Source organism: Bacillus sp. CCNWLW194 (genome assembly GCF_037120585.1).
Classification (GTDB): Bacteria; Bacillota; Bacilli; order Bacillales; family Bacillaceae_G; genus Bacillus_A; species Bacillus_A basilensis.
Genome location: NZ_JBBBBL010000031.1, coordinates 1 through 20274, shown reverse-complemented (window position 1 = coordinate 20274; position 20274 = coordinate 1). Strand labels below are relative to the sequence as shown.

The 20274-nt window shown below is 35.4% G+C and carries 20 protein-coding genes and 2 pseudogenes; 14 read left to right on the top strand and 8 right to left on the bottom strand.

Annotation, left to right across the window (positions count from 1 at the left end; translation table 11 throughout):
- Window positions 1-111: 111 nt before the first annotated feature.
- The 10 genes and pseudogenes from V7S50_RS32870 to dnaB all read left to right on the top strand — a co-directional run bounded on the left by V7S50_RS32870 (window position 112) and on the right by dnaB (window position 11220).
- Window positions 112-3012 (top strand): DEAD/DEAH box helicase, encoded by a 2901-nt coding sequence (locus V7S50_RS32870; RefSeq protein ID WP_336376807.1) that lies wholly within the window; start codon window positions 112-114, stop codon window positions 3010-3012.
- Window positions 3013-3244: 232 nt separating this feature from the next.
- Window positions 3245-3571 (top strand): nucleoside triphosphate pyrophosphohydrolase, encoded by a 327-nt coding sequence (locus V7S50_RS32865; protein WP_242256670.1) that lies wholly within the window; start codon window positions 3245-3247, stop codon window positions 3569-3571.
- A complete protein-coding gene (locus tag V7S50_RS32860; protein WP_242256692.1) occupies window positions 3564-6005 on the top strand; it encodes a DEAD/DEAH box helicase family protein in 2442 nt (813 codons plus the stop codon). Before V7S50_RS32865 ends, V7S50_RS32860 begins: the two co-directional genes overlap by 8 nt.
- Window positions 6006-6102: 97 nt before the next feature.
- Complete coding sequence (locus V7S50_RS32855; protein ID WP_242256668.1) at window positions 6103-6441, top strand: DUF4870 domain-containing protein; 339 nt, start codon at window positions 6103-6105, stop codon at window positions 6439-6441.
- Between the two features lie 3 nt (window positions 6442-6444).
- The gene (locus tag V7S50_RS32850) at window positions 6445-6696 is read left to right on the top strand and encodes a hypothetical protein (protein ID WP_242256666.1); all 252 of its coding nucleotides are present in this window, start codon (window positions 6445-6447) and stop codon (window positions 6694-6696) included.
- Between the two features lie 8 nt (window positions 6697-6704).
- A pseudogene (locus V7S50_RS32845) lies at window positions 6705-7434 on the top strand (MerR family transcriptional regulator).
- 307 nt (window positions 7435-7741) lie between these two features.
- The gene (locus V7S50_RS32840; protein WP_242256664.1) at window positions 7742-8470 is read left to right on the top strand and encodes a hypothetical protein; all 729 of its coding nucleotides are present in this window, start codon (window positions 7742-7744) and stop codon (window positions 8468-8470) included.
- An 82-nt stretch (window positions 8471-8552) separates the two neighbouring features.
- Window positions 8553-8879, top strand: coding sequence for a nucleoside triphosphate pyrophosphohydrolase (locus V7S50_RS32835; protein WP_242256662.1), 327 nt, complete (start codon window positions 8553-8555; stop codon window positions 8877-8879).
- A gap of 197 nt (window positions 8880-9076) precedes the next feature.
- Complete coding sequence (locus tag V7S50_RS32830) at window positions 9077-9937, top strand: DnaD domain-containing protein (protein ID WP_242256661.1); 861 nt, start codon at window positions 9077-9079, stop codon at window positions 9935-9937.
- Entirely contained in the window at window positions 9934-11220 is a 1287-nt protein-coding gene (gene dnaB / locus V7S50_RS32825; protein WP_242256660.1) for a replicative DNA helicase, read from the top strand. The genes V7S50_RS32830 and dnaB overlap by 4 nt, the downstream gene beginning before the upstream one ends.
- 96 nt (window positions 11221-11316) lie before the next feature.
- Here the strand turns inward: dnaB and V7S50_RS32820 are convergent, their stop codons facing one another.
- Window positions 11317-12102: a TrmB family transcriptional regulator gene (locus tag V7S50_RS32820; RefSeq protein WP_242256658.1), complete on the bottom strand. Its 786-nt coding sequence runs from the start codon at window positions 12100-12102 to the stop codon at window positions 11317-11319.
- A 110-nt stretch (window positions 12103-12212) separates the two neighbouring features.
- Here V7S50_RS32820 and V7S50_RS32815 point away from each other — a divergent pair, with 110 nt between their 5' ends.
- Window positions 12213-12980: a TSUP family transporter gene (locus V7S50_RS32815; RefSeq protein ID WP_242256656.1), complete on the top strand. Its 768-nt coding sequence runs from the start codon at window positions 12213-12215 to the stop codon at window positions 12978-12980.
- 231 nt (window positions 12981-13211) lie between these two features.
- On the opposite strand, the pseudogene V7S50_RS32810 reads toward V7S50_RS32815, so the two are convergent.
- A pseudogene (locus V7S50_RS32810) lies at window positions 13212-13394 on the bottom strand (EamA/RhaT family transporter); the annotation flags it as partial.
- A 280-nt stretch (window positions 13395-13674) separates the two neighbouring features.
- Window positions 13675-14250 carry a TetR/AcrR family transcriptional regulator gene (locus V7S50_RS32805; protein ID WP_242256654.1) on the bottom strand — a complete coding sequence of 192 codons (576 nt, stop codon included), beginning with the start codon at window positions 14248-14250 and terminating at the stop codon, window positions 13675-13677.
- A gap of 142 nt (window positions 14251-14392) precedes the next feature.
- On the opposite strand from V7S50_RS32805, the gene V7S50_RS32800 reads away from it, so the two are divergent.
- Window positions 14393-15868: an MDR family MFS transporter gene (locus V7S50_RS32800; RefSeq protein WP_242256650.1), complete on the top strand. Its 1476-nt coding sequence runs from the start codon at window positions 14393-14395 to the stop codon at window positions 15866-15868.
- A 120-nt stretch (window positions 15869-15988) separates the two neighbouring features.
- Here V7S50_RS32800 and V7S50_RS32795 read toward each other — a convergent pair whose 3' ends face one another.
- The 5 genes from V7S50_RS32795 to V7S50_RS32775 form a co-directional block, all read right to left on the bottom strand.
- Complete coding sequence (locus tag V7S50_RS32795) at window positions 15989-16189, bottom strand: hypothetical protein (RefSeq protein ID WP_242256693.1); 201 nt, start codon at window positions 16187-16189, stop codon at window positions 15989-15991.
- Between the two features lie 213 nt (window positions 16190-16402).
- Window positions 16403-16930, bottom strand: a complete 528-nt coding sequence (locus V7S50_RS32790; protein WP_242256648.1) for a permease — start codon at window positions 16928-16930, stop codon at window positions 16403-16405.
- The gene (locus tag V7S50_RS32785) at window positions 16927-17409 is read right to left on the bottom strand and encodes a hypothetical protein (RefSeq protein WP_242256646.1); all 483 of its coding nucleotides are present in this window, start codon (window positions 17407-17409) and stop codon (window positions 16927-16929) included. Before V7S50_RS32785 ends, V7S50_RS32790 begins: the two co-directional genes overlap by 4 nt.
- On the bottom strand, window positions 17402-17743 hold the full coding sequence (locus V7S50_RS32780; protein ID WP_242256644.1) for a PadR family transcriptional regulator: 342 nt from the start codon (window positions 17741-17743) through the stop codon (window positions 17402-17404). Before V7S50_RS32780 ends, V7S50_RS32785 begins: the two co-directional genes overlap by 8 nt.
- A gap of 504 nt (window positions 17744-18247) precedes the next feature.
- Window positions 18248-18511 carry a hypothetical protein gene (locus V7S50_RS32775; RefSeq protein WP_000997171.1) on the bottom strand — a complete coding sequence of 88 codons (264 nt, stop codon included), beginning with the start codon at window positions 18509-18511 and terminating at the stop codon, window positions 18248-18250.
- A 130-nt stretch (window positions 18512-18641) separates the two neighbouring features.
- Between V7S50_RS32775 and V7S50_RS32770 the strand changes: the two genes are divergently transcribed.
- Together V7S50_RS32770 and V7S50_RS32765 are read left to right on the top strand one after the other, a co-directional pair.
- On the top strand, window positions 18642-19877 hold the full coding sequence (locus V7S50_RS32770) for a lipase family protein (protein WP_242256642.1): 1236 nt from the start codon (window positions 18642-18644) through the stop codon (window positions 19875-19877).
- 12 nt (window positions 19878-19889) lie between these two features.
- On the top strand, window positions 19890-20186 hold the full coding sequence (locus tag V7S50_RS32765) for a hypothetical protein (RefSeq protein WP_242256640.1): 297 nt from the start codon (window positions 19890-19892) through the stop codon (window positions 20184-20186).
- The last annotated feature ends 88 nt before the right edge of the window (window positions 20187-20274 follow it).

The window sequence follows — 20274 nt, the reverse complement described above, 5'->3', positions numbered from 1 at the left end:
TGATTAAAAACTATTCGTTTTATGCGGATAGTTTTTTTATTTTAATAAATTTGCACTTTAAATCAGTGAGTAATACAATTAGTATAAAAATTTGTCATAAATGGTGATCATATGGAGAATTTCATTCAAAAGTTAGAAGGGTCTTTATATAAAGGATTTATTAATCAAAAACATAATCATCCTGGAATATATAAGCCTAAATTATTAGTAAACAATACGAAGAAAAATGAAAATGTTTTAAGCTCATTGCTGGAAGAGCTTGAAAATAGTACAGCCTTTATTTTCTCGGTGGCTTTTATTACGGAAAGTGGGCTAGCGACTTTAAAGTCACATTTCCTTGATCTTAAACAAAAAGGGGTTAAAGGACGTATATTAACATCTACATTCTTAAATTTTAATACACCAAAAGTGTTTAGAGAGTTAATGAAACTTGAAAATGTAGAAGTAAGATTAACAAACTTATCTGGTTTTCATTCAAAGGGATACATATTTGATAATAAAACACATTGTTCATTAATTGTCGGTAGTTCAAATCTGACTGCACATGCTTTGAAGGTAAATTATGAATGGAACGTCAAGTTAACATCGCATGAAGATGGAGAGATAGTACAGCATTTTAAAAATCAATTTGAAGAAGTCTGGGAACATTCTCAAATTTTAACTGAAGAGTTGATTGGAAATTACGAAACAATATATGAACAAGTTGCAGAAAATAAGTTACTAGATCGAGTTATAGAATTACCTGGTCAATATCATAATGCAATTGAAGAAGCATTGAAAATTACTCCAAATAAAATGCAACAAGCTGCGTTAAAAGAAATACAAGCTATTCGAGACGCTGGAAAAGAAAAAGGATTAGTTATCTCTGCAACAGGAACGGGGAAGACATATCTTTCAGCATTTGATGTTAGAAATTTTGCACCTAAACGGATGCTATTTATTGTTCACCGAGAGCAAATATTAAATAAAGCAAAATCAGATTTTCAAAAGGTTCTTGGCGGAGCCGATGAGGACTTTGGAGTTTTATCAGGATCAAATAAGCAAGTGCATGCTAAATATTTATTTGCGACGATCCAAACTATTTCAAAAGAGGACACTTTACAACAATTTGATCCTGAGCTATTCGATTATATTTTAATAGATGAAGTTCATAAAGCGGGTGCTAGTTCTTATCATAGAGTTATTGATTATTTTAAACCAAAATTTTTAATGGGAATGACTGCTACGCCTGAACGTACAGACAATTTTAATATTTATGAGCTATTTGATTACAATATTGCTTATGAAATTCGATTGCAAGAAGCACTTGAAGAAGATATGCTTTGTCCTTTTCATTATTTTGGAGTTACTGATTTTGAATATAATGGTGAAAAGATAGATGACACTACTGCTTTATCTAAACTTGTTACGGAAGAGCGAGTGGATCATGTAGTTGAAAAAGTAAAATACTATGGTTATTCTGGTGAGAAAGTAACAGGATTAATGTTTTGCAGCCGAAAAGATGAGGCAGAACAATTATCATATGCCTTAAATAATAGAGGTTTTCGCACATTTGCATTAACCGGCGATCATTCCCAAGAGGAAAGAGAACTGCGGGTGAATCAATTAGAAAATGGCATACTGGATTATATTTTAACAGTAGATATTTTTAATGAAGGAATTGATATTCCGAGTGTGAATCAAGTTGTCATGTTAAGACAAACTCAATCAAGTATTATCTTCATACAGCAGCTGGGGCGTGGACTTCGAAAACACGATTCAAAAGATTTTGTTACGATCATTGATTTTATTGGAAATTATAAAAATAACTATTTAATTCCGATTGCTCTTTCAGGAGATAGATCACAAAATAAAGATAATATACGTAGATATACAAATGATACGAGTTATATTAAAGGTATTTCAACAGTTAACTTTGAAGAGATAGCGAAAAAGCAAATTTTTAAAGCGATTAATAATAGTAATTTAAAAGAAAAGAAAGTATTGAGGGAAGCTTTTGCTGAGTTGAAAAATAGAATAGGAAGAACTCCATATCTATATGACTTTATAGTAAACCATTCTATTGATCCAGTTGTACTTGCAGAAGGATATTCGAACTATTATCAGTTCTTATTGAAAATGAAAGAAGATGTCCCTACATTAACAGAGTACGAAAATAAAGTTTTAACGATGCTTTCATTGGAAGTACTAAATGGAAAACGTAAAAACGAAATCGTTTTGTTAGACTTATTATTAAAGCAAGAAAAAGTTGATAAGGATGAGTATATAAAACAACTTGAAGAATCTAATTGCTTAACAGATGATGATACGATTACGTCTGTGCAGCGGGTTTTTGAGTTATCGTTTTTCACACAGAATAACCAGAAAAAATATGGTGAAAAGCCAATTCTCGTACTGCAAGAAGATAATACGTACATGTTTAATGATCTAATCCGAGAAAGTTTAAAACAGAATGGATACTTTAAGTATATGGTAATGGACATCATTAAAAGTGCGAAAGAAAAGAACAAAAACTATGAGTGCGATAGTAACCTTACTATATATAAAAAATACTCAAGAAAAGATGCATGTAAACTTTTAAATTGGCACGTTGATGAGACTTCAACTATGTATGGCTATAAAACCAAATACTCTACTTGCCCAATATTTGTCACATATCATAAAAACGATGAGGTAGAATCGAGTGTGAACTATGGTGATGAATTCCTAAATCAAGATGTTTTGAAATGGTATACAAGAAGTAATAGAACATTAGAGTCAAAGGAAGTTCAACCAATTATTGATGCTAAAGAAAATAATATTGATGTTCATATTTTTGTGAAAAAAGATGATGACGAGGGAAGCGATTTTTACTATTTAGGAAAAGCGAAACCTGATAAAGCAAGTGTAGAACAAACTGAAATGCAAGATAAAAATGGAAAAGAACTACCGGTTGTTACGATGAATATGATTATGGAGAAATCGGTTGATAATAAGCTTTATGATTATTTAAAGGATGTTAATGTTTTGTAGGTAGATTGAATTTTTAATGCTTGTATAGCTCAAAAATGATTAGTGTGATAGTAGTATTAGTAGATAAGATAAGGCTGTATCAAAATGACATCGTAGTATGTTTTTGATACAGCCTTATTTATTGGATTAAAATGTATGGTTTAAGTAGCTATCCCATGTAAACAGAAAGAAAAGAATTAAATCTTATATGGTATAATTAGAGCATTAAAACCCTAATCCTGGAGGAATTCAAATGCCAATCTACAACAAATTAGTAAGAGATCGCATACCAGAAATTATTGAGAATAACGGAAAGACATTCACAACTAGAATACTAAATAAAAAAGAATATATAGAAGAAGTGAGCAAGAAAACACAAGAGGAGCTAGCTGAGTATTTAGGGGCTGAAAGTAAAGAGCATAAAGTAGAGGAATTAGCTGATTTATTAGAGTTAGTGAATGCATTAGCACAATATGAAGGCGTAACGTTAGAGGATGTTGAGCAAGTACGTAAACAGAAGGCAGAAAAGCGTGGTGGCTTTCAGGAGAGAATTTTTTTAGTTGAGGTACATGATGACTAATGTCCAGCTCGTTACGAATAATTTGATCCATAAGCTAGAGCGCTATATGGATGATGCAAAATCGATATATATTTTAACTTCGTTTGTTATGAAATCGGGGGTAGATGCCTTAGTCCCTCTTTTGCGGGCAGCAGCAGAAAAGAATATAGATATTAAGATTTGTACAGGAGATTATTTGTATATTACGCAACCAGATGCTTTAGAGAAATTGTATGACATTCATCCTGATATTGAGATTCGACTGTGGAGGAGTGCAGGGAAATCATTTCATCCGAAGGCTTATTTATTTGAGCGTGAGAGCGACGGAGTTATGATTGTTGGTTCTTCTAATATGTCTCGTTCCGCGTTAACAAGTGGTGTGGAATGGAGCTTGCTTGTGAAAGAGAGTGTTGGAGAGGAAGCTTTTTCAGAGGCGATTGATCAATTTTTACATATTCATATGAATGAAGCAACGCAGCCTATCAATATAGAAACAATTAAACAATATCGTAAAGAGTATGAAGAATTTCATACAACTCATTCGAATTTAGTCCGAACTTGGACAAAGCAAGAAGAGATTGAAATGATGATTCCCTCGGGACAAGAGGATTATACTGCGAGATCAGGAGTAGAAATGGAATTAGAGGAATCAGCTGTATATGAAACAAAGATTACACCACGCTTTGCCCAATTACCTGCATTGGAACAATTAGAGAATGTACTGGAAGAAGGATACAACAAAGCGATGGTTGTCATGGCAACAGGACTTGGTAAAACGTATTTAGCTGCTTTTTTTGCAAAACGTTTTAAGCGAGTTTTATTTATTGCGCATTTAGAAGAAATATTAAATCAGGCAGAAAAATCTTTTCTACGTGTAATCGATAATAAGGCTACGGGGATTTATAATGGGAAGAAAAAAGAAGGCGAGAAGGATGTTGTTTTTGCTTCTATTCAAACGTTGAGTAGAAAGCGTTACTTAGAAAACTTTTCACCTAATGATTTTGACCTTATTATTGTAGACGAGTTACACCATGCTGCAGCTAACAGTTATCAAAGAGTGCTAGATTATTTTAACCCTGACTTTTTATTGGGAATAACGGCAACACCAGATCGAAATGATTTTCGTGATATTTATTCGATTTGTGATGGGAATGTTGCATATCGAATTGATTTTATGGAAGCGATTCAGCGTGGATGGTTATCTCCGTTTCATTATTATGGAGTATATGATGATACCGATTACTCACAAATACGTTGGATAGGCAATAAGTATGATCGTGAGGAACTTGTGCAAATTCAGTTAAGAGAGGAACTTGCCTTAAATATTTTAGAAGCTTGGAAGAAATATAAGAAAACTAGAACAATTGTCTTTTGCTCTAGTATTAGGCAAGCAGTCTTTTTGTCTACATATTTTAATGAGAACGGTTATAGTACAATTTCACTCCATTCGGAAACAAAACATATTTCGAGAGAAGATGCGATTAAACAGCTGGATAATAATGAACTAGATGCTATTTTCACAGTAGATTTATTTAACGAAGGTGTTGATATCCCATCTGTCGATACACTTTTATTTGTTCGCCCAACAGAATCATTAACAATTTTTACGCAACAAATTGGTCGTGGTTTACGATTGCATGAGGATAAGGAGTATTGTGTTGTAATTGATTTAATTGCAAATTATCGAAATGCAGATATAAAAATGCAAATGCTTCGAGTTGATGATGGAAAGACGAAAGGAAATGGTACACAAAATATATTGCCAGATGGATGTACAGTAGAATTTGAATTAGAAGCAAAGCAGTTATTAGATGAATTACTGAAAAAGAAAATGCCGAGAAAAGAAAAATTGCAACATAGCTATCAAACTGTAAAAATGGATCTTGGACGTCGACCTACATATTTAGAATTACATAAACTTGGTATAGAAGAGAGTAAAGAATATCGCCAAGAGTTTAAATCATATGTTGGCTTTTTAGCATGGAATGATGAATTAACAGAACTTGAAAAAACAGTGTTTTTACATTGTGAAGCGTGGTTGCAAGAAGTTGAAAAAACAGGAATGGCAAAAAGTTATAAAATGCTACTATTGTTAGCGATGTTACAACGCGGAAAAGAGGAATGGTACCATCCTATCTCACCACAAGAAGTTGCATCATTCTTCCATCAGTTTTTAATGGAACAAGAATACCGCAAGCGAATAGATTTTAGTGACAAGCAAGCACAACGTATGTGGGAATATGATGAAGAAAAAGTTAGTAAACTAATCGCCACAATGCCAATGACAAAATGGAGTGGTAGTTCGAAAGGTTTACTATCATTTGATGGAAATGTATTTTCTCTAAATATGGATGTTAGAAAAGAAGATGAAGAGATTTTATTTGAATGGACGAAGGAGATATGTGAATATCGTCTTCATACATATTTTGAAAGGAGGACAGCAACGCTGAAATAAGTGTTGCTGTTTTTGAATTGAAATTCCCCTTGCACCTCCCCCAACGTCACCCCCTAACCTAAAGAAGACAAATCAAAAAGGGGGGACCAAACCACTCATGAAAACCACCACAAAAGAAAAAAGAAACACCATCATCATGCTACTACTCTCAGCCGTAATAGGAATCTTTTTACCACTACTCATGTACATCACGCTGGCACGTAAAAATGAGGTGTACAAATATCATTGCCGAAAGGCGTTCAATTTTCATTTGTTAATTTTTCTTCTATTTAATATTAGTTCGCGTATTAGTGATGTTTTGTTTTGGATCGTATTTGTCTTTGAGGTTGTCCAAGTGATCATTGTTGCGTGGAAAGTAATAAGAGATGAGCCATATCGTTATTTCATTCGAATTCCGTTATTTAAAGAAGATAAGTATGTAGTGGAAGGAGAATAGGTGATGAAACAAGAAGTGGAAATAAGGGGAAAGCGACTTTGGGTTATGATTGCTGTGTTGTTTATTGCGATTTATATCGTTTTACGAAGACGAAAGTATGAGCACTTTTATGATGGTATTAGTGAGTATGAACATCGTTATAGAGGGAGTGTTCCTTTTGGATTGCTTGTTGTAGGTTTGTTTCAATATTGTTGGCAGAATGAGATGAGTTTTTCTCATATGCTTCAGTATGTGAAAGAGAAGTTATCGGAGTAGGTGATGATATGGCGTGGATGATTAGTGAGTTTGCAGGTGTTGGGGATGTTACGGTGCGGACGCTTCGTTATTATGACAAAATTAATTTATTAAAGCCGAGTGATTATACTGAAGGCGGGCATCGGTTATATACGAAAGATGATTTGTATGTGTTACAGCAAATTCAATCGTTTAAGCATCTTGGTTTTTCGCTTGGGGAGATTCAAAATATTATATTGCAGCGTGATATAGAGGCTGAAGATTTTTTAAGAAAAATGCATTTTCAAAGAGAAGTGCTTCTGGCAGAGGATGAAAGAATTACGAAGGTACTTTCGCATATGGATGAGATGACGAAGAAGTTTCAAAAGGAAGAACGAGTAGATGTTGCTTTGTTTTCATCTTTTCTGCAAACTTTTATATGGGAGAAAGAAAATAAGGAATGGTTAGAGGAACACTTTTCAACGGATAGTGTTCGAGCGTTTTATAATAATAAGGAACTAAAAGAAAAGTTTGATCAGCGTTTTATGAATGTGATAGGGACGTTGAAAAAGTATAAGGAAGAAGAGAAGGATCCTAGTCATCATGACGTTCAAGTTACCTTGGAGGAGTTTTTCAACTTAATCGAAGAGGTAACGAATTATCTTGATACGCCTCAAAGTGATATAGAGGATATAATCAAAAATCCCATTGGACGAATTTCCCGTTCCTTTTATGAGTGAGGAAGAACAGTATATAAAAGAAGCAATGAATAAAATATAGCCTGTAAGTAGACAGTTTCCCCATTAGTAATAAAATAGGGAAGCTGTCTTTCTATTTTATTAAGACTAAAAACTATTTCCGATAGCATGCTTTATTCTTTTTTCATTGAGTATCATCGTAATATAAATTCTTCTGTTTATTTCCTTTATAAGTATTTTTACAGGTAGTTCATTTGATGAATTTCAAATTATATTATCTGACAAATCAATTAAATAATTTAATGTTGAAAAAAATATTAAAACATGGGAATATATAGTTTGTATGAAATTAATTGTAATTAAATTGAGAAATGAGAGGGCTAAGCGATTTGAATACTTTATTTGCATTATTATTTTTTGTATGCTTAATAGCATTAATTATTGGGATTATTAAACCTCAATTAGTAGTTAGATGGGGATCAGAAGAAAAAAGAAATAGAAAAAGTGTATTAAAGTTCTATGGAATAGGCGTAATAGCAATGTTTATTTTATTTGGTGTAACTTCTGAGGATACGAAAAAGACAGAAGAAGCAAAAACTGAGGCTAAGCCAGCTAAAGCTGAGCAGAAGAAAGAGTTAACAGCAGAGGAAAAAGCAGCAGCAGAACAAGCAGCGGCAGAGAAAGCAGCGGCAGAGAAGGCAGCAGCGGAGAAGGCAGCAGCAGAGAAAGCGGCAGCAGAACAAGTAGCGGCAGAGAAAGCAGCAGCGGAGAAAGCGGCGAAAGAGGAAGAAGAGCGAATTGGATATGAAACAGGAATTACATATGATCAATTAGCTAGAACACCGGATGATTTTAAAGGAAAGAAAGCTAAATTTACAGGAAAAGTTCTTCAAGTAATGGAAGGGCAAGGTGAGACGCAATTAAGAGTAGCCGTTAATGGGGATTACGATAAAGTATTATATGTTGCTTATAAAAGCGATATTTTAAATTCAAGAGTGTTAGAAAAAGACAATGTTACTGTTAAGGGAAAATCAGCAGGTATCTTTACTTATAAATCTACTATGGGTGGCGAAATTAGTATCCCAGCAATGTTAGTAGAAAAGATTGATATTAATTAATAAGAAACAATGAAGCAGTTTAACAACTAGTTAAACTGCTTTTCCATTATAATAGAAGAAAAACCAAACGGAGGAAAATCCCATGCCAACCCACAACAAACTAATCCGAAACAAAATCCCACAAATAATAAAATCCAACGGAAAAACACCCACAACAAGAATCCTATCCCAAGACGAATACATAAAAGAAATCTGCAAGAAAACACAAGAAGAACTAATGGAATACATCGAAGCAAAAACAAAACCCGATAAACTCGAAGAACTATCCGACCTACTAGAACTAATAAACGCCCTAGCCGAACACGAAGGCACAACACTAGAAGAAATCAACAACATCCGAAAAAAGAAAGCAGAAGAACGAGGTGGCTTTTCAGATCGTGTATTTCTAATCGAAGTAACCGATAACTAACCCCTCCTAAGCCCCTTACAAGCCCCTACCAAGTAATAAATCACTAAGAAAAAACATAACAAAACAAAAACACCAACAAACACCGTAGTAGGAGTCGAAAAAAATTTTGAAATAACACGCCAAAACCCCAGCCCTCCTTCCTATATATAGTACAAAGAGGAAATTTTCATTTTTGAATTAGGACGGGAGGAATTGGGATGGCGGTGTATCGTAATGTGCAGGTGAATTTTTGGCAGGATGATTTTGTTTTGGATTTGACGCCGGAGGAGCGGTATTTTTATGTGTATTTGTTGACTTGTTCGAAGACGACGCAGTGTGGGATTTTTCCTTTTCCGAAGCGGTTAGCTGAGATGGAGACGGGTTATAATCGGGAGACTGTTGATAAGCTTGTGCAGCGCTTTGTTGATTATGGGAAGATTCTTTATGATGCGGATACGCGGGAGTTATTCGTTTTGAATTGGCTTCGTTATAATCCTGTGACGAATACGAATGTGGAGAAGTGTGTGCTTCGTGAGCTTAAGGGTGTGAAGAATAAGGAGTTTGTACATATGTTTCTTCAGAAGTGCGTAGAGGAGGAGCTGAATGTTCCGATGCTTTTAGCACATTTCGGTATGCCAAGTGATTTGGCTATGGATGATGTTGAGCCAGTTTGCGAGGAGACAGAGGAAGAAGAGGTTGTAGAGGAAGAAACGGGAAGTCGCGTGTTTTCTTTTTATGAGCAACATTTTGGTAGTTTGTCTCCGTTTGCGGTAGAGGAACTGAGTGCATGGATGGAAGATTTGTCAGAGGAGCTTGTGCTAAAGGCTCTTCAAATTGCGTATGAGAACAATAAGCGGACAATTGCTTATGTGAAGGGGATTTTGCGTGGGTGGCACGGGAAAGGGTTTACGAAAGTGTGTGAGGTTGAGGCGGATACGGCTAAGTTTCGGAAGAAGGAGTCGTCTGTTAGTACGGGGGAGACGGAGGAGTTTTTGGCGAGGTGTGAGGAGTGGGAGAAGAATGCGCCATCTGAGGAAGAGTTGCAGCGCTTTTTAGCGGAACGCGGGTGGCGGCCATGAGTATTCAAAATGTGGAGGCGGAGAAGACGGTGTTAGGTTCTCTATTAATTGATGGAGAGCTTATTAAGGAGTGCCGTTTGACGGAGCAGTATTTTTCTATGCCAGTACATAAGTCTATATTTCAGTTAATGCGAAAAATGGAAGGCGAGGGGCAACCGATTGATCTTGTGACATTCATTTCTAGGGTAGATCCGAAGTTTTTAGAGGGGATCGGGGGAATGGAGTATTTTATAGGGTTAATGGATGGTGTGCCTACAACTAGCAACTTCTCGTATTATGAGGGGCTTGTTCGAGGTGCCTGGAAAATGTATCAGGCGGGTGTTCTCGGGCACAAGATGGGAGAGCGCCTTATTGCGGAGAAGAGTGAGAAAGTTATCGGTGAGACGATTACGGCACTTTGTGAGTTAGAGGAGAAAGACTCTGTATGTGAATTTGATTTGAAGGATGCGTTAGTTGATTTGTATGAGGAGCTTCATCAAGATGTGAAAGAGATTACTGGTATTGAGACTGGTTATACATCGCTAAATAAAATGACGTGTGGATTGCAGGAAGGTGATTTTGTCGTTCTTGGTGCGCGTCCTTCTATGGGGAAGACTGCGTTTGCGCTAAATGTTGGACTGCATGCGGCAAAGTCTGGAGCGGCGGTTGGATTGTTTTCGTTAGAGATGAGTAGTAAGCAATTGTTAAAACGGATGGCGTCTTGTGTAGGTGAAGTGTCAGGGGGCAGACTGAAAAATCCGAAGCACCGTTTTACGATGGAAGACTGGGAAAGAGTGAGTAAGGCGTTTGCGGAGATTGGTGAGTTGCCACTTGAGATTTACGACAATGCAGGCATTACTGTGCAAGATATTTGGATGCAAACTCGTAAGTTAAAGAGGAAGCATGGTGATAAAAAGATTTTAATTATTGTAGATTACTTGCAGCTTATTATGGGCGATTCAAAGCATAAGGGTAATCGATTTCAAGAGATTAGTGAGATTTCGCGTAAGCTTAAGTTATTGGCACGTGAATTAAATGTTTGTGTAGTAGCATTATCGCAATTGTCTCGTTCTGTAGAGTCACGACAAGATAAGCGCCCTCTTTTATCTGACCTAAGAGAGACAGGACAAATTGAGCAAGATGCGGATGTCATTATGCTTATGTATCGCGAAGATTATTACGATAAGGAAACGAAGCAGAAAGAGATGACGGAGATTCATGTGGCGAAGCATCGGAATGGGCCAGTGGGGAGTTTTAATCTGAGGTTTTTGAAGGAGTATGGGCGGTTTGTGGAGGGGAAATAGTGAAAAGATTGGAGTATCACTTTGCAAATAAAATAAAGCATAAGTGTTCCATTTTATCCACTTATGCTTTATTTTTTGATTCTTTCAATATGTTTCTTATTTTCCCATAAAGAAGGATTTTCTCTCTTTAGTAATCCATTGCTCCAAGTCATCTTGGCTACGTCGGACAAGTCGATTTACTAAAACATCATGCCATACATAATCCTCTAATAGGTATATATGAACGGGGTCATCTGTATAAAAAGCAACATTGCGCTCTTCAAGTGATGGTCCATAAATCATTTCTTTAGAATCTATCGATAAAATAAACCAATGTTCTGTAGAGAGGGTTTCTGTATAAGCTGTTATACGGTGGGCTTCTAGATTTTTAATGGGATTTTCAACATGCAGGGTAATACCTTGTATTGTAACCTTATCAGCTACCTCAGCTAGATCCTCTTTTAACGCTTCATACATTTCATCCCACATCGAAATGACAATACGTTGTTCTGCTTTTTTTATTAATGTCTGACAATAGCTAATGATTGTTTGATTGTCTTTTAAAGTAATCACTCGATTATCCGTTTTTTCCTCGGAAGTTTCTAGTTTTTTTAATGAATCACTAATTCCTTCATAAGTAGACTGCCATTCTGATTGAGCCTTCTGTAAAAAGATTTCAACAGGTAGAGGTGAATAGCGAGTGGTGTCATTTATTTCTTCCTTCATGACAATGCCTTTTTCTACAAGGTTACCCAAAATCTCATAAATTCGCGCTCTTGGGACACCTGAATCTTTACTCACTTGGTAGGCTGTGACAGGCCCCTGTTTAACAAGAGATACATAAGATTTAGCTTCATATTCATTAAAACCAATTTTTTTAAGCTGTTGCACTATGTAGTCCACTTTTTTCGTCCTCCGATGTTTGCTTTTATATTTTAACGTTACAATAACTCTTTACATTTAGCAAATTGGTAGTTACTATTACAATAGTGACTAAAGGGGAGGCTACTAATATGGATTTTTATTTAGACCCATCTGTCTTAATTATTTTGATTATCTTTGGGTTTGTAGCTGCATTTATTGATTCAGTTGTAGGTGGTGGAGGACTCATTGCCTTACCAGCCTTATTATTTACAGGATTGAATCCAGCAAGTGCAGTAGCCACGAATAAACTAGCATCGACAATGGGAAGTGCAACTAGTAATATTGTGTTTTATCGTTCTGGTAATCTTGATTTGAAATCGGCGTTTAAATTATTTCCAATCACTTTCATAGGTTCCATAATAGGGGCATGGACCGTTCATTTAATGAACCCAGAAGTACTGAAGCCATTAATGCTGATCATGCTTGGTGTGGTCGCTATTTATACGATATTCAAGAAGGATTGGGGAAGTATTTCCACTCATAAAAAATTGTCTGGTCGACACGTCATTATTTTCACCTTTTTTATTTTTGTTATTGGTTTTTATGATGGATTTCTAGGTCCTGGTACAGGTTCATTTTTAATGTTTTCTCTTTTATTTATTGGGTATGATTTTTTAAAAGCAGCAGGTACTGCGAAGTTTCTTAATTTAGGAAGTAACGTTGGTGCATTGTTCATGTTTATGTATGTAGGGCAAGTAAACTATGCGTATGGCTTCATAATGGGGATTGCTCAAATTGCTGGGGGAATCGTCGGATCCAAATTTGCTATAAAAAAAGGCAGCGGGTATGTTCGCGCCCTTTTCATTACAGTAACTTGTTTATTGTTAGCAAAAAATTTGTATGACTATATTCAGTAAGTAATCAAAGAACGTAGAAAAGGTCAAATATGCAGATTACATAAAATATAAGAAGACACTAGGGGGAAATTCCTTTTAACATTTTTTAGATGCTATCTTATTCGAAGATAGCATCTAAAAAAGTCTCATTAAATAAGAAAATTTACGTGAAGAGAATGAAAATAATACAGACTCATATTTTCTAGGGTATGTTTATTGATCATAGTGAAATGTTTACTCTATATTCTTCTTTTAACTAGGCCTCAACAAACTCTTAAAATCCACCTCAGCAATTAACATACTCAACAGTATAAGCGTAGCGTCTAAATACCCTTTCCCGTTAAGTGTTTCACCTGTGAAAACAAAAGCAAAGCCTGCAGAAAAGACAGGTTCTAATGAAAAAATAAGGCCTGTAGGTGTAGTGTATTGCTTTGCAAAATATGCTTGGCCATGAGTCCGTAGTGCTAGAAATTTTCAACGTATTTTTTGCGGAAGCAACTTCTAGATAAGGACAACTAAAAACCCACTCCGCGCCGTAGGAAGCAGAAGGATGGGGTTCGTAAAAACAAATAACATATAATGACCACCACCCTATACGGTAGCACAGTTAGGGAAGAGATGTTAGCGCATCTCTTCTTTTTATTATATGCCATTTATTCGCTGCCACATTTATATCGTATTCTACTGAAAACATATCATGTTCCTATCTGTAGTCCTACTCTTTTTCAAACTGAAAAATATCCCGATTAATAAGTTGGTGGAGATACCTATCCATTTCAGCAGCAGAAACTTTTCTTTCATTTTTAAACCACCATGCGCTTAATGAGGTGATTGCCCCTGAATAAAATTCAATGATTAAATCATTTGACATCGTATGATTTTTACATAGTTGATTTAGCGCTTCTATTTCTTGTTTTCTCGTTTCGTGACTTAAATACTGTGTCCGGCTAATAAATTGTTCATCAGACATTTGCGTCTCTAATATTTTACCGATTTCTTCATGATGTAGGAATTGTTCCATTACTTGAAATGGTTTACTTAATCGATCTGAAACCGGTATTTCAGCAATCATCTTGCCATATCGTTTAAATCCAAATGCTAATAAAGCATCTTTATCTTCAAAGTGTTTATAAAAGGTTGTTCTGTGTACCATCGCACGGTCACATATTTGATTGATCGTGATAGTACTATATTTCTGTTTTGATTGCGTCATTAATTCAAATAAGGAATCCCATAGTAATTTATGTGTACGTCTAATACGTAAATCAAGCTGTTTTTCACTATCGTTCATCTACAATTCTCCTTTTTTGTAGATTAAGTATACAATGGCGGAAAATTGATTCTCCCTTTTTAATCTACATATGTATATTATATTACATGTGTTTGGGTTTATATAAAGCTTTTTAATTAAGAAACAGGAGGAGAATCTGTAAATGAATATGACAACTAAGAGCCCTGCAAGTGGCAAAGTTGATACTTCTAATATGAAACATACCCCCATTTTAATTGCATTACTTTTAGGGGCAATGGTTGCATTATTAAACGAAACGTTACTTGGTAATGCGTTAACGGTATTAATGAAAGAATTTGGCGTAACAGCTTCAACGATTCAATGGCTTTCTACAGCTTACATGTTGGTAGTTGGGGTTTTAGTCCCAATTACAGCGTTACTTCAGCAATGGCTCACAACGAGACAAATGTTTTTGATCGCAATGGTAACATTTTTAGTTGGTACATTAATTGCGGGATTCGCACCGACATTTTCCGTTTTATTAGTCGGCCGTATCGTCCAAGCTGTAGCGACGGGCTTAATTTCACCGTTATTAATGAATACGATTTTAATCATCTGTCCGCCTGAAAAACGTGGTGCCACAATGGGATTAATCGCACTTGTGATGATGTCTGCTCCGGCAATTGGTCCTACATTATCTGGAGTAATCGCCGATTCACTCAATTGGCGCTGGTTATTCTACATTGTTATTCCTATCGTGATCATTTCAATTATGATTGGGATGAAATACATTCAAAATGTTTCAGAGTTAACAAGGCCAAAAGTAGATTATCCATCTATCCTTTTATCAACGTTAGGATTTGGCGGGCTTGTGTATAGCTTTAGTGCATCAGGTGATTTAGGGTGGTCTGATCCAAAAGTGTATGGTGCTTTAATTGTTGGGCTTATCTCATTATGTATTTTTATCGTGCGACAATTAAAAATCGATAATCCAATTTTAGAATTACGCGCATTTAAAGTTCCGATGTTTACATTATCAGTTGGATTAATTGTCATTGTGATGATGTCGTTATTTTCAACGATGACTTTATTACCGATGTTCCTGCAAACAGTTTTACTCGTTACAGCTTTTAAATCAGGAATTATCATGCTTCCAGGAAGTATTATTAGCGCCATAATGGGACCAATCGCAGGTAAACTATTTGATAAATTTAGTCCGAAAGTTATTATCGTTCCTGGTATTGTTTTAGTGGGGATTGCAATGTTCTTATTTAAAAGCATTACTCCTGATACATCAATGGTACAAATTATTGTTATGCATAGCGTATTAATGGTTGGACTCATGTTTGTCATGACAGCACAAACATACGGCTTAAATCAATTAACACCAGATCTATATCCGCACGGAACAGCGTTGTTTAATACGTTACAGCAAGTAGCTGGCGCAATTGGTACGGCTATCTTTATTTCAAAAATGTCTTCAGGAACAACTCAGTATATGGAAAGCTCCGCAAATCCAATGGACCCAGTAGAGAAGTTAAACGGTTTAACGTCAGGGTTCCAAGGTGCATTTGCACTTGGATTAATCTTTATCATCATTGCTTTTATTGTATCGTTGTTCTTAAAAGAAGAGAAAAAGGGAGTAGAAGTAAAGGGGATTTTACAGAACGAAAATTAAGGTCTATATAAAAAGACATCTTTACGATTAAAGATGTCTTTTTATATTTCTTTCGTAATAATAGTTCAAACAGCTGAGGGAAATGTGGTGTATGTATTGTCTGTTTTTTAGTAAGAAGAACTATTGAGAATAACGATGCAAAGCCTTACTAATAACTAAAAGTCCAATAATGAGGGAAAGTGTTCTTATAATAAATTCTGCAACTAATAAGTCACCCATCGTTTTAGTGACATCATACATAGTCCCTGTAATGAGAATAGGTGCGATCATAATGATAATTCCAATTACTATTTGAAGAAGTAAATTCACGTTTTTACTCAAGATAATCACCTCCAAAAAATAGTAAATACAAAATATGGAATTTTTTATTATACATTTATTATACTGTATCGAATTAAGATTATGGTAATGTTTCTAAAATAAAAAAGAGGTGTCACATAGTTATAAGGTGACACCTCTTTTTAGCTAGTAGAAATTAAAGATGCTTCAATGACAGTTCGATTTTCAGCGTCTGTTATGCAATGTTTGTTAATCCTACATTTCCTCCGTAACATCATACCGAAGCAACTGCTCTTGATCATAAAATCTCTCAAAAATAAGCCCCATAATATAGAAGAATACTAGACCGAAGCAAATATGAATGAGTGTAAAAGTAACTCCAAATGAAGAAAATTCATACACGAGAATTGGCAATTTCGCAGTTGTCCAAACGCCTAAGAAAAATACGATGTACCGAATGCTGGCACCTTTTTTTAAGAGTAGTGCTGCGATTGGAAAGGCGACGTAGAGGGGACCAGCTGCAATGCCTCCTAATAATAGAGAAAACAAGATACCATAGATGCCTGATTTTTCGCCCATATATTTCATGAGCGTTTCTTTTTTCACCCATTGATCAAGTAATCCTACAAATATTAGGACAGGAGGGAGGAGAAACAACATATCTAAAATGCTATTCCTTGTTAGCTGTAATGCAGTCCATCCTAAAGATTGATTTATAAAAGTCAATACAAAGAGTCCCAGTAATAAAATGAAAAAGAAGCGATATCTTTTTAGTTCTTTCATACCATCACCACCCAAATAATATAGGAGAATAGGAGTGACATGAGTAATGCAGATGCATTACGTGCGTAAGCAAAGCTTCGTCCGAATATCTTTTGTTCCATGGGCAAGGTTGTAATTCCTACTGACATGAGTGTAGACATAAGTGCCGCAACTTGAGGAAGGCCTGCACCGTGTTGTACCAACGTATTACCAAGTGGGAATACGACGAAGCTTGGAATAAGTGCAACGGAGCCAAGTATTGCTGAATAAATAATACCGATGAATCCAGATTGCTCCCCAATAATAGAAGAGATGAAAGACGGCGTTAATATAGAAAGCGATAAGCCGACGAAAAGCAGGATGGAGAGCATCGCAGGGAGAAGGTTGCGAAACATTTTCCACGACTTCATTAGAGCATCTTTCGTTTTCGTACGATCTTTCATAAAAGAAAGCCCCGTAAGGATAATGGCTAAAGTGTAAAGGATCACGCCGTTAATCATGATCGGATTCCTTTAAGTCTTTATATTTGTCTAAGAAGAAGGATAAGTTCTTCATTTTTTCTTCAATATCCATTTGAAAATCTGCCAGTTGTTCCTTTCCAGCAGGCGTGATTTTGTACATCTTTCTCGGTTTGTCTTGATGATCTGTGCTTACGTAAGATTCAATTGCACATTCGTTTTCTAATTTCTTTAGCGTACGATATAAAATGGCGCTATCGATTGGATTGACGGGAAGTTCTTCCTCGCACTTTTGCAATAATTGCCCGCCATAGTTATCTCCTTCAGCTAGAAATAACAAAAGAAATGCGCCCGTATGTCTTCCTGTATGTTTCATGGATATACCTCCTAGAATGAATTAGAATATATACTGTTAATGACAGTATACTGTCGTTAACAGTATAAGGTGTATGAAGTGTTATGTCAATTTTAAAAATGTGCAATTTTTCGGAGGAAAAATACAATTGGTTTATTGTAATTATTTTCTAATTTTGTTGAGTGACAAATTAAAAGCATGCGGTTTTCTCGTGCCAATGTTTATTGAGTGCCTCGGCTGAAATGCAAGTACCGGTGGCTTCATTTAATTTTGTGCAAAGATTAACTGAAGACTCAGAACTGATTGTTTATCCTACAAATACACAGAATGATACAAGATTCTGTGCCTGAAATTTTCGTTGAATCATACATGTTTAATACGCAAATTCCTCGACTGGTGTGTCACTGTTTATAGCCATAAATTAAAACACCCTTTCATACAGTACTGCATGAAAAGGTGTCCTAATTTCGTTATTTAATTCATTTTCTTAAGTTGATGGCTATACTGTTATGAGTGCCTACAGTGTTAGTTTTTAAGCTCTAAATTTTTAGAATGAGACATGGAACTTATATGATATTTTTCTCCACTATATTCTACATCTGCAGAAAAGGTTTTACTCTCATCATCTTTTATATGACCGTTTATAAAAACGGTTTGAAAATCACTTGGGGCAAATTTATGTCCTGTAATGACTACTTCTAAATTCTCTTTTTCTTTGAAATATTTAATAGTTACTTCTTCGGCTTTTTTTACTATTTTTTGTTCTTCTTGTTTCTTATCATCATTCATGTTACACCCTCCTAAAATGATTAATATAAAAATAATACTCAAACTGGAAAAGATTTTTTTCAATTCAATTCCCTCCATTAATGGTATCCTATATTTAGAATATATTAAATCTTCTGGGAGGGGAAATGTTTTGAGCAAAAATGATGAAGTTTTAGATTCGAGTTATTATCAAATGGCCAGAGCTGCTTATAAGAGTGATAAAGACTTAGAAGGAGTTTTTAGTGTTAAAGACCCTGAAGGAAAAACTATGCAATTATGGGATAGAGGAAAAACTTTTCATGATAAACAAACAGGAATGGATGCTGTAGTGTTTGAACGGGTAGTAGATGGAAAAACACAAGTAATGGTATCTTTCCGTGGTACAGAAGGAGGTGAAATTTTTGAAAAGGATTCTTTGAAACCTGGAGAAGGGATGAAGGATGCGTTAACAGATGGTAAGTTTTTTATTAGGAGAGACGGTGTTCATGATCCAGCCCCAGCCCCAAAGGCAGGAGAAAGAGGGGAAGATCCAAGACGATATTGGAACGAAGAGAACGGACAATGGGAATATCACAGTCAATTTGAACAGGCTGAAAAAGTAATGAAACAAGTCAAAGAAGATTATAAGGAAAAAGATCTAGAATTATATGTTACAGGTCATTCTTTAGGCGGTGCTTTATCTGAGTATGTTGCAGCGTTTGATGAGAGTATAAGGTGTTTGACATGGAATGCACCGAGTGCGAAACACTTACTTCCTCCAGAGTTACAGGAACGAGCTAATAACGGGGAATTTACAGGTAGGATTGTTACAATTGTTCATGGATCAGATACTATTGGGTATGGTCCCTTTGGTCCTTATGATGGACATATTGGTTCTACATATGCTGTTACACCACCCGCTTCAAAAGAAGCAAGTTCTAAATTACCATTAGAACTAAGGATAGCGTTTGAAGCGAATCGATTTTTAGATTCTATAAAAGATAAACCTGGATACCATTATCAAAATGATAAATATTTCCCGATGGGAAAGGATGGTAATTTGGCAAGCCCATATCTTTTGAATGTAGATACAGGTGAAAGAGTATATGATTCACCCGGTAAGTTATTAGGTAGCGGAGAAATTCGTGTAGTTGTAGAGAACCTAGAACAAGCTGTAAGAGATATGAAGCGAAATGCACAAGAATTTCAAGATAAGGTACTGAGATTAATTTCAAATATGATGGCTTTATTAGAAACAGCTGAAAGTAAACGTTTAGAAGCCAAGATAACCGATATACGTGCCCATGTAGAACATTTAAGTTTTTGGTATATACGTACAGCAACGGAAATCTCTGATTTTATTGAGAAGAAAGCTGATGATTATAAAAAGACAGATGAAAATTATTAAGGGGATAGTATTATGCCACGAATTTATATAAATGAGGAAGCTTTAAACCAAGCCTTACAGCAATTTGAGAATATGATTCAAGATTTAAATCATAACAAAAGTGTAGTAAGTAATGTTCATAACTTACTTCTATCAAGTTGGTCGCAACTTGGAGTGGGAAAGAAGGCAATTAGTGATTTAGAAGTCTTCAGGAAAGATATTGGTACAAAGATGGAAGAATTAAAGTCTGACAAACAAGAATTAAAAAGTGCGATTGACTTATTTAAGGCATTGGATCAAAGTTATGATTATATGGGACCTAAATATTAAAAAACACTCGCTAGGAGTGTTTTTTAATATTTAAATCTATACTTTGTGGAATTGATTGAGCTATTAGATCAAAAAAGAGACGCTGTAA